Source organism: Mesorhizobium sp. M7D.F.Ca.US.004.01.2.1 (assembly GCF_003997785.1).
Classification (GTDB): Bacteria; Pseudomonadota; Alphaproteobacteria; order Rhizobiales; family Rhizobiaceae; genus Mesorhizobium; species Mesorhizobium loti.
On record NZ_RZRQ01000233.1, the window covers coordinates 1 to 9,568 of the forward strand.

Sequence of the window (9,568 nt, forward strand, 5' to 3'; positions counted from 1 at the left end):
CCCCGTTGCTTCGCAGCGACCCTCCCCACGAGGGGGAGGGTGGGGAGCATTCTATCCGTCCAGCAATTCCCTGAGCGCCATGTGCTTGTAGGCGGCGACCAGCCTGTCGCCCTCCTGCCGCTCAACGGAAATCGCCAGCCGCATGGCGGCTTCGCCCATTTGCCAGACGAGGAACGCCGTGGTTTCCAGCGCCACTGGATCGGCTGCCGGCCGCAGCCGTTTCAGCACTGCGGTGAGGAATTCGGCGTTGGCCCGGCTGTCGGCGAGTTCGAGCTGGCGCAGCGCCTTGTCGGCCTGCGTGCCCGACCAGATATCCCGCATCACCGGCTCCGCCAGGAACAACCGGTAATAGATGTCGACCAGTTCCGAAAATGCCTGGCTCAAGCCTTCGGCGTCGCCGACGCCGGCAAGTGCCGCCGAGATGCAGGTCTGGCTCTCGGCGGTGTAGCGCTCGGCCAGTGCCCAGACGATCGCCCGCTTGTCTGGAAAGAACTGGTAGAGCGAACCGATCGACACCCCTGCCCGTTCGGCCACTTCACCCATGCGCATGGCATCGCTGCCTTGCTCGGCGATTAGCGCCGAGGCAGCGGCCAGCATGCGCTCGACCCGCTCGCGGCTGCGCTGCTGGCTGGGCGCCCGGCGCGGCGAAGCAATCTGCTCCTGAGGGGAAACCGGCGTGGCCGTGTCTTCCATGACTGACTCCAATGCCGGCAAATCGCTTGACTCGCAAAATACGAGGGTTTATCACGTTTTGCAAATATGAGGATTACTCATGTTTGCAAAACGGAGGAAACCACCATGAATGACACAATAACCAGCCCCATCCTGATCCTTGGCGGCACCGGCAAGACCGGCCGCCGTCTCGCCGAGCGGCTGACGGCGCACGGCCTGCCGGTACGGATCGGCTCGCGCTCCGGCAACCCGCGCTTCGACTGGGAAATCCCCGCGACCTGGGGGCCGGCCTTGCAAGGCGTGAGTGCCGTCTACATCAGCTACTACCCCGACATCGCCGTGCCGGGCGCCGCCGAAACCGTCGGCGCCTTCGCCAGGCTTGCGGTGGCCAATGGCGTCACCCGCCTGCTGTTGCTCTCCGGCCGCGGCGAGGCGGAAGCCCAGCGCGCCGAGGAGATGCTGAAAGCCTCGGGCGCTGACTGGACGATCCTGCGCTGCGCCTGGTTCTCACAGAATTTCAGCGAAGGTTTTCTCGTCGAGCCCTTGCTGGAAGGCGAAGTAGCCTTGCCGGTCAGCAATGTCGGCGAGCCGTTCGTCGATGTCGACGACATCGCCGAAGCCGCCTTCGTCGCGCTGACGGAGCCAGGCCATGTCGGCCAGCTCTATGAGCTGGCCGGACCACGGCTGCTGAGCTTCGCCGATGCGGTCGCCGAGATCGGCAAGGCCGCCGGCCGCGACATCCGTTTTGTCAGGATCCCGCATGACGAATTCACCGCCGCGATGGCCGCACATGAACTGCCGCCCGAAATCGCCTGGCTGCTCAACGAGCTGTTCACGCAAGTGCTCGACGGCCGCAACGAGTCCCTCACCGATGGCGTCCAGCGCGTGCTTGGCCGTGCGCCGAAAGACTTCTCCGCCTACGCAACCGAAACCGCCTCAACCGGCATTTGGAGCAACTGAGATGATCAAGCTTCTCCCCACCCTCACCATCATTGCCGCAATCGGCTCGGGCGTCGTCGGCGGCGTGTTTTTCGCCTTTTCCAACTTCGTCATGGCGGCGCTTGCCCGGCTGCCCGTCCCAAGCGGCATCGCCGCGATGAATTCTATCAACATCACGGTGATCACCCCGACCTTCATGACGGCGCTTTTCGGTACCGGCCTGCTCTGTCTGGTGCTTATCGCCGCCGCTATCATGGGCTGGAGCCAGTCCGGCTCGTACTGGTTGCTTGCCGGCGCGGTGATCTATGTGGTCGGCAACCCGATCGTGACCATGGTCTTCAATGTGCCGCTCAACGATGCGCTCGCCGCCGTCGACCCCGCCAGCAGCAATGGCGCCGCCGTGTGGGCGAACCATTTGAGCCAATGGGTGATGTGGAACCACGTCCGCACCATCACCGCCATCGTGGCGATGGCCTGCTTTATCTTCGCATTGCTCTAAGCGGTTTTACGAAACGCAAAGGACCCCGCTCAGGCGGGGTCCTTTTGCGTCTGGTCTTTCGACGTGTGACCCTTGCGGTCGGCATGGCCGAGATCGCGATCCGGGTCGATGACATCACGGACCAACTGCTTGAGCTTCGCCGCGTCCGGAAAGCCGCCGTCGCGCTTGCGGTCCCAGACAAGCGTGTCATTGCAGGAAATGGTGAAGATGCCGCCGGTGCCGGGCACCAGGGTGACCTCGCCCAGATCGGTGCCGAAGGTCGACAGAAGCTCCTGCGCCATCCAGCCGGCGCGCAACAGCCACTGGCACTGCGTGCAATAGGTGATGCGGATGGTGGGCAGAGGTTCCTCGCTCATGCCGCGCTGAGCTTAGCCATGGTCTCGTCGTCGACTTCGAAGTTGGCGTAGACGCTCTGCACGTCGTCGTCGTCCTCAAGCGTGGCGACCAGCTTCATCAGCGACTGTGCCCGCTCCTCGTCGACCGGAACATTGTTTTGCGGCCGCCAGATCGGCTTCACCGATTCAGCCTCGCCGAGCGCGCCTTCCAGCGCCTTCGACACTTCGCCGAGATTTTCGAAGGCGCAGTAGATCGTGTGGCCTTCCTCGTCCGACTCGACATCATCGGCGCCGGCTTCGATCGCCGCATCCATGATCTTGTCGGCGCTGCCCGCCGATGCCGGATAGTAGATCTCGCCGGCACGGTCCCACATGAACGACACCGAGCCGGTTTCACCCATCGCCCCGCCGGCCTTGGTGAAGGCGGCGCGCACATTCGAGGCCGAGCGGTTGCGGTTGTCGGTCAGGGCTTCGACAATGACGGCGACGCCGCCGGGACCATAGCCCTCATAGCGCACGGCTTCGTAGTTCTCGGCATCGCCCATCGAGGCCTTGTTGACGGCGCGCTGGATGTTGTCCTTCGGCATCGACACCGCCTTGGCGTTCTGGATCGCCAGCCGCAAACGCGGGTTCATCGATGGATCGGGCGTCCCGCTCTTGGCGGCGACGGTGATTTCGCGCGCCAGCTTGGAAAACATTTTCGACCGCACCGCATCCTGGCGGCCCTTGCGGTGCATGATGTTCTTGAACTGTGAATGGCCAGCCATGGCACCCCTGTCGTCTTCTCGGCTAGAGCATCCCGAAGCGAAGTGATCTCACCTCGTCTTCCGCAATGCCCGAATTCAAAATTTCAGAGCGTCCCAGGTGCAACTCGTGGAAGCACGGCGTTCTCTGTCGGAATGGCCGGCTTATAGATAAATCGGCTCAATTCGTCCAGCCGCACCGCACACGGGACGCCCGACATTGGCGGCTGCGAGCGCTCACGCCTCCAGATCGGACTTCAACCGGTCAATGATGCTGAGCGCATGGCCGGCATACTGGCTGATCCAGCGGTCGTGGATCTGCTTGATCGGCAGCGCGTTGAGATGGTTCCAGCGCTCGCGTCCGTCGCGCCGCGCGACAATCAGATCGGCCTCCTCCAGCACCTTAAGATGCAGCATCACGGTGCAGCGATCGATATCGGGAAAGGCCTTACACAGCATGCCGGTCGTCTTCGGCGTATCCTTCAGCTGATCCAGCATTTCGCGCCGGCGTGGATGCGCCAGCGCCTTGAAAACATTGTCGTCTTGCGATTGGCTTGACATGTTATGTTTCTATAACATATCGTTGAGCCAATCAAGGGAAGGAGCTGTGGATATGTCACTTGGATTCAAGGTTTCCGGCCGCATCGGCAAGCCGGTCGCCGACGTCTTCGACGCAGTCGTCAATCCGAGGAAGCTGAGCGGCTATTTTACCACGATCGGCGGCGCCAGCGCGCCGCTGGTGGCGGGTGCCGGCGTCGTCTGGTGGGGCAAGGTGCCGGTCGAGGTCGATGAAGTGGTCAAGGACAGCCGCATCGTGCTGCGCTGGGATGCCACCGACGCCGACGGCAAACCCGCCTACAAGACCCGTATCGAGATGAATTTCGAGCCGCTGGACGAAGGCGGCACCTTCGTCACCATCGCCGAGAGCGGTTGGCAGGAAGGCGCGGTCGGCCTGAAGAAGTCCTACCTCAATTGCGAGGGCTGGTCGCAGATGCTGGCCTGCATGAAGGCCTATGTCGAATACGGCATCAATTTGCGCGACGGCTACTACCGCAGCGAGATGAAGGGCGAACCCGCCAACGAGACCAATATCTGAGCGACCCCATATCTGAGCACCCAGGAAGGAAGATGGAGGCCTGCAATGACGAAAGTAACGCCATTCCTGATGTTCGAGGGCAAGGCCGAAGAGGCAATGACCCTCTATTGCGAGACCATTCCCGGCAGCAGCGTCCTTGACGTCACAAATTACGGCCCCGGCGAAGACGGTCCACAAGGAATGGTCAAGCTGGCACGGGTGTCGATCGCTGGCCTGGAAGTCCTGGTCTTCAACAGCCCCGTGCACCACGCCTTCACGTTCACGCCGTCGGTCTCGCTCTATGTGGACTGTTCCTCCGAAGACGAACTGAACCGCATTGTCGAGACACTGGCAAAGGACGGTGGGTTTCTGATGCCGCCCGACAATTACGGCTTCAGCCGCCGTTTCGCATGGCTCAACGACAGGTTCGGGGTCTCCTGGCAGGTCAATCTCGCATAACCAGCCCGGGCAAAGCCGACCAACAGCTGAAACGGAGCCAGCTATGACCACGAAAATCACCGGCGGCATCAACATCGCCATGAAGGTGCCGCCACACCAGTATGAGGCGACGATCGCCTTCTACCGCGACGTCGTCGGCCTGAAGCCATTCACAGACAAGGCGCCGGCAATCGGCTTCGAGCTTGGCCCCAACCGCCTGTGGATCGATGAGGCGCCGATGATGAGCCAGGCCGAGGTGTGGCTGGAACTCTTCACCGATGATTTCCCCATGGCCGCGGATCGTCTCGCCAAGGCGGGCGTCGTGCGTTGCGACGCCATCGAGCCCCTGGGCGAGGGCTTCCGTGGCGGCTGGATCACCAACCCAGCCAACATCGTTCACATGCTGCGCGAACCGGACGCCTGGTGAGCGCCAAGCCCCGAAAGGACAATCCGATGGAGATCCGCGAAACACCAACCGCCGAAGCCGGCATGCTGATCCGGCGACCTGTCCCTGAAGTGTTCGAGGCCATCGTCGATCCGGCCATCACCACGAAATTCTGGTTCACCCACGCCAGCGGGCGCCTGGACAGCGGCAAGGAGGTGCGATCGGAGTGGCGCATGTACGGGGTCTCGACGACGGTCGATGTCAGCGAGATCGTCGCGAACGAAAAGATCGTCATGCGGTGGAGCGATCCTCCGACCACCGTGGTCTGGACCTTCACCGAAATGCCGGATCAGACGACTTTTCTCGAAGTTCGCAACTTCGACTTCGCAGGCAATGGCGACGAGCAGGTGAAAGAGGCCATCGGCTCAACCGGCGGCTTCACGCTCGTGCTGGCCGGCGCCAAGGCCTGGCTGGAACAGGGCCTGACGCTTGGCCTGATCGGCGACCGTCAGCATTAGGCTAGCCCGATAGACCAGCCTCAGTGCCCGCCGCCCGATTTCGCCTTCTTGCGCCGCCGCGCCAGCATGTTGAGTCCCTCGACCAGTGCCGAAAAACCCATGGCGGCGTAGATGTAGCCCTTGGGCACATGGTAGCCCATGCCGTCGGCGATCAGCGTCATGCCGATCATCAGCAGGAAGCCCAACGCCAGCATGACGATGCTCGGGTTCTTGGCGATGAAATTGGCCAGCGGCCCGGCCGCCAGCATCATCACGCTCACCGCGACGATCACGGCGATGTACATGATGGCGATCTCGTCGGTCATGCCGACAGCGGTGATGATCGAATCGATCGAGAAGACCAGGTCGAGCAGCAGGATCTGGAAGATCGCGCCGGCAAGGCTGATCTGCAGCGTCTCACCCAGCATCGAGTCCTGGTGGTCGTCGGGGTCCACCGTGTGATGGATCTCCTTGGTCGCCTTCCAGACCAGGAACAGGCCGCCGGCGATGAGGATCAGGTCGCGCCAGGAAAAGCCATGGCCGAAGGCCGTGAACACCGGCGCCGTCAACTGGACGATGATCGAAATGGTGGCCAGCAGCACCAGCCGCATGATCAGCGCCGCCGAGATGCCGAGGCGGCGGGCGCGGGCCCTTTGCGCTTCCGGCAGCTTGTTGGTCAGGATCGAGATGAAGATCAGGTTGTCGATGCCGAGCACGATCTCCAGCACCACCAGCGTCAGCAACGCGACCCATGCCGTTGGGTCGGACACGAATTGAAAATGCGGCGCCAGAAATTCGATGAGCTGCATGGAGGTCGTCCCCTACGATCTAGAGCAGTGTCGCCGGCAGTTAGGTACTGCGCGCGCCTATATCAATGTCACGACCAGAAGGATGGCGCGGTTTCCTCCAGCCGCGGGCCGCGACGAAACGGCGCGATCCGCTCGGTGAGCCCCGTGCGGTCGGAAATATCGACGCCGACGCCGCACAATGTCGCCGGTCCGGTGGCTGCCTCGAAACGCCCTTTCGGCACTTTCGACAGGAAGCGGTTGAGTGGCTCCTCCTTGTCCATGCCGAGCGAGGAATCGTAGTCGCCGCACATGCCGGCATCGGACAGATAGCCGGTGCCGCCATTCAGGATCTGGTGGTCGGCGGTCGGCTGGTGCGTGTGAGTGCCGACGACGAGGCTGGCGCGGCCATCGACGAAATGCGCGAAGCACATCTTTTCCGAGGTCGCCTCGGCGTGGAAGTCGATGACCACGGCATCCGCCTGCTCGCCAAGCGGACAGGCGGCAAGCTCGCGTTCGCCGGCCTGGAACGGATCGTCGAGCTCGGGATGCATGAACACCCGGCCCATGATGTTGGCGACCAGCACGCGCGCGCCGCTCCTGGCAATGTAGACGCCGGAGCCGCGCCCGGGTGTGCCCTTGGGAAAATTGGAGGGGCGCAAAAAACGCTCTTCGCGCGGCGCGAAGGCCAACGCATCGCGCTGGTCCCAGACATGGTTTCCGGTGGTAACGACATCCGCACCGGCCGCGATGGTCTCGCGAAAGATATCTTCGGTGATGCCGAAACCGCCGGCGGCGTTCTCGCCATTGACGATGACGAAATCGAGTTTGAAGTCGGAGATCAGGCCGGGCAGCTGTTCCCACACCGCCGTCCGTCCCGTCTTGCCCACCATGTCACCGAGGAAGAGAAGTCTCATATGATCTCGCACCGAAGGTCAGCGAAAGCTGCATGACGCCAGTGAAAGATCATGCGTCCCTTGTACTTATCTACAATTTTGGCGCGAAGCGGCGCAACCCGCTCTCGGTGAGTATTTCCGGAATGATGACGTCGTGGTTCTCATCCGGCACCATTGCCACCTCCTGGCAATCGAAGGCGATGCCGACCAGCCGCGGCGGCTGGCCCTTGTCGACCAGCCTGCCGATGGCGCGGTCATAATAGCCGGCGCCGTAGCCGATGCGATGGCCGCGCGCATCGAAAGCGGCAAGCGGCACCAGCATCACCGCGGGGTCGAGCACCTCGGCCTCTTCATGCGGGCCGACGGTGCCGAAGCCCATTTCGACCATCGGCGCGCCACGCACCAGTTCGCGAAAAACGATGGTGGTCTTGTCGAGAATGGCCGGCAGGCAAAGCCGTGCGCCCTTTTCGCGCAAGGCAAACATCAGCGGCCTGACGTCGACTTCCGAGCGCATCGGCCAGAAACCGGAGACGATCTGGCCCGGCTCGATGTGGAGGTGATCGCGTGCGGTCTCGGCCATTTCAAGCGCGACCTCCACCCGCCAGAATTCATCGAGTGCGTCGCGGCGCCCGAGTGCCTCGCGGCGAAGCTGCTTTTTCAGGTCTTTGGGAGAGGTCATGCGGCCAGGGTAGAAAAGGTCAGAGCGGGATGAAGCGTTGGGAGCGACGTTTTCCACCGCATCGTCCACCGAAATGCGTGGACGCGTGGCAATAAGTGACGATCCACACAACCGGTGGAGAGAGCGATCCCGGGAACCTACAAAGTAGGTGGGCGCCGTGTGAGAAAACCCACGGGTCTTCCCAGGGACAGCTCCCTAAGGATCGTTAAGGCCCCGGGGAAAATGTTCTCCTGCCGGGAAGCACAGACCGTCCCAGCCAATATAGGCTGCCGGTCGACTAAGCGCCAGTGAGACTGGCAGATGTTTCCATCGCGGGTTTCAAGTCTTTCGTGGCGGTGGGTGCGCCCTTGCACAGGCTGAGCCGCGTCCTTACGGTCGCGATGACCAACCGAGGAGCAAGAATGCGTTTCGAAGGCACGGCGGCCTATGTCGCCGACAAGGATCTGATGGTGGCCGTCAACGCGGCGATCGCACTGGAACGGCCCTTGCTGGTCAAGGGTGAGCCCGGCACCGGCAAGACGGAACTCGCCCGCCAGGTGGCGTCAGCACTTGGCCTCGACCTCATCGAATGGCACGTCAAGTCGACCACCAGGGCGCAGCAGGGCCTTTACGAATATGACGCCGTCTCGCGCCTGCGCGACAGCCAGCTTGGTGATATCAGGTTCAACGACATCAGGAACTACATCAAGCGCGGCAAATTGTGGGAGGCGTTCGCGGCCGGTAGGAAGGTCGTGCTTCTGATCGACGAGATCGACAAGGCCGATATCGAATTCCCCAACGATCTCCTGCAGGAACTCGATCGCATGGAGTTCTTCGTCTACGAGACCGGCGAGACGATCCGCGCCGCCGTCAGGCCGATCGTCATCATCACCTCCAACAACGAGAAGGAGCTTCCGGACGCCTTCCTGCGCCGCTGCTTCTTCCACTACATCCGCTTTCCCGACGTCGACACGCTGCATAAAATCGTCGACGTCCACTATCCCGGCATCAAGCAGAACCTGGTTCGGGCAGCGCTCACCCAATTCTACGAGATCCGCGATGTGCCGGGGCTGAAGAAGAAGCCGTCGACCTCCGAGGCGCTCGACTGGATAAGGCTGCTGGTCGCCGACGACATCGCGCCCGAGGATTTGCGCGCCGATCCGAAGAACGCCCTGCCCAAGCTGCATGGCGCTCTCCTGAAGAACGAGCAGGACGTGCACCTGTTCGAGCGGCTGGCCTTCATGGCCAGAAGGCAGGGATGAAGAGCGGTTCGCGCATGATCTCTGGACCGCAACAACACGGCCTCTGACGCCGAGCTGGAAGGCCGGTTGCTACGAGCGGGCCTCGCCCGCAGTCTGAGCGGAACCATGCCCGCTCTGCTCTTGCGGCGCGTCGGTCTTGGCGCCGAAGATGATGAAGCTGATGACGGCAAGAGCGAGAACGCCGATCCCGCAATAGAGCATGACCCAGCCAAAACCGTTGACCAGGGCGGCATGCGCGATGGCGCCGGATGGGTCGAGGGTCGCGAGCCTGGGCGAATATTGCGTCAAGCCATCGAGATTTCCGGTGGCGATCTTTTCCGCTAGTGCACCCAGTTCATTCGGGTCGAAGGCCCCGTCAAACGCGTTCCGCAGATAAGAGACTAT

Annotated in this window: 14 protein-coding genes, 1 other RNA gene and 1 pseudogene; 7 read left to right on the forward strand and 9 right to left on the reverse strand. The window is 62.5% G+C overall.

Annotated features, from left to right (window positions below; genetic code table 11):
* Positions 1-51: 51 nt before the first annotated feature.
* Complete coding sequence (locus tag EN993_RS25220) at positions 52-693, reverse strand: TetR/AcrR family transcriptional regulator (RefSeq protein ID WP_127265118.1); 642 nt, start codon at positions 691-693, stop codon at positions 52-54.
* A gap of 105 nt (positions 694-798) precedes the next feature.
* On the opposite strand from EN993_RS25220, the gene EN993_RS25225 reads away from it, so the two are divergent.
* Positions 799-1,632 (forward strand): NAD(P)H-binding protein, encoded by an 834-nt coding sequence (locus EN993_RS25225; protein WP_127265119.1) that lies wholly within the window; start codon positions 799-801, stop codon positions 1,630-1,632.
* A gap of 1 nt (position 1,633) precedes the next feature.
* On the forward strand, positions 1,634-2,110 hold the full coding sequence (locus EN993_RS25230) for a DUF1772 domain-containing protein (protein WP_127265120.1): 477 nt from the start codon (positions 1,634-1,636) through the stop codon (positions 2,108-2,110).
* A gap of 29 nt (positions 2,111-2,139) precedes the next feature.
* Here EN993_RS25230 and EN993_RS25235 read toward each other — a convergent pair whose 3' ends face one another.
* From EN993_RS25235 to EN993_RS25245, 3 genes are all read right to left on the reverse strand, one after another.
* On the reverse strand, positions 2,140-2,466 hold the full coding sequence (locus EN993_RS25235) for a SelT/SelW/SelH family protein (RefSeq protein WP_127265121.1): 327 nt from the start codon (positions 2,464-2,466) through the stop codon (positions 2,140-2,142).
* Positions 2,463-3,212 carry a YebC/PmpR family DNA-binding transcriptional regulator gene (locus EN993_RS25240; protein ID WP_023758620.1) on the reverse strand — a complete coding sequence of 250 codons (750 nt, stop codon included), beginning with the start codon at positions 3,210-3,212 and terminating at the stop codon, positions 2,463-2,465. Before EN993_RS25240 ends, EN993_RS25235 begins: the two co-directional genes overlap by 4 nt.
* A 213-nt stretch (positions 3,213-3,425) precedes the next feature.
* Complete coding sequence (locus EN993_RS25245) at positions 3,426-3,749, reverse strand: helix-turn-helix domain-containing protein (RefSeq protein WP_127265122.1); 324 nt, start codon at positions 3,747-3,749, stop codon at positions 3,426-3,428.
* Positions 3,750-3,801: 52 nt separating this feature from the next.
* Between EN993_RS25245 and EN993_RS25250 the strand changes: the two genes are divergently transcribed.
* Genes EN993_RS25250 through EN993_RS25265 form a run of 4 tightly spaced genes read left to right on the forward strand, consistent with a single transcriptional unit; the run spans position 3,802 to position 5,604 of the window.
* Entirely contained in the window at positions 3,802-4,284 is a 483-nt protein-coding gene (locus EN993_RS25250) for an SRPBCC domain-containing protein (protein WP_109664675.1), read from the forward strand.
* A 45-nt stretch (positions 4,285-4,329) separates the two neighbouring features.
* The gene (locus EN993_RS25255) at positions 4,330-4,722 is read left to right on the forward strand and encodes a VOC family protein (protein ID WP_109664671.1); all 393 of its coding nucleotides are present in this window, start codon (positions 4,330-4,332) and stop codon (positions 4,720-4,722) included.
* A 43-nt stretch (positions 4,723-4,765) separates the two neighbouring features.
* Entirely contained in the window at positions 4,766-5,128 is a 363-nt protein-coding gene (locus EN993_RS25260; RefSeq protein WP_109664667.1) for a hypothetical protein, read from the forward strand.
* Positions 5,129-5,154: 26 nt separating this feature from the next.
* Positions 5,155-5,604, forward strand: a complete 450-nt coding sequence (locus EN993_RS25265; RefSeq protein ID WP_127265124.1) for an SRPBCC family protein — start codon at positions 5,155-5,157, stop codon at positions 5,602-5,604.
* Positions 5,605-5,624: 20 nt separating this feature from the next.
* Here EN993_RS25265 and EN993_RS25270 read toward each other — a convergent pair whose 3' ends face one another.
* From EN993_RS25270 to ssrS, 4 genes are all read right to left on the reverse strand, one after another.
* The gene (locus tag EN993_RS25270; protein WP_127265123.1) at positions 5,625-6,392 is read right to left on the reverse strand and encodes a TerC family protein; all 768 of its coding nucleotides are present in this window, start codon (positions 6,390-6,392) and stop codon (positions 5,625-5,627) included.
* 68 nt (positions 6,393-6,460) lie between these two features.
* Positions 6,461-7,285 (reverse strand): YmdB family metallophosphoesterase, encoded by an 825-nt coding sequence (locus EN993_RS25275; protein WP_109664654.1) that lies wholly within the window; start codon positions 7,283-7,285, stop codon positions 6,461-6,463.
* A gap of 70 nt (positions 7,286-7,355) precedes the next feature.
* On the reverse strand, positions 7,356-7,943 hold the full coding sequence (locus EN993_RS25280) for a 5-formyltetrahydrofolate cyclo-ligase (protein ID WP_109664651.1): 588 nt from the start codon (positions 7,941-7,943) through the stop codon (positions 7,356-7,358).
* A 96-nt stretch (positions 7,944-8,039) separates the two neighbouring features.
* Positions 8,040-8,195: non-coding RNA, 6S RNA (gene ssrS, locus EN993_RS25285), on the reverse strand.
* 149 nt (positions 8,196-8,344) lie between these two features.
* Between ssrS and EN993_RS25290 the strand changes: the two genes are divergently transcribed.
* Positions 8,345-9,184 (forward strand): MoxR family ATPase, encoded by an 840-nt coding sequence (locus EN993_RS25290; protein ID WP_109664648.1) that lies wholly within the window; start codon positions 8,345-8,347, stop codon positions 9,182-9,184.
* Positions 9,185-9,253: 69 nt separating this feature from the next.
* On the opposite strand, the pseudogene EN993_RS25295 reads toward EN993_RS25290, so the two are convergent.
* Positions 9,254-9,568: pseudogene (locus EN993_RS25295) on the reverse strand (MFS transporter); the annotation flags it as partial.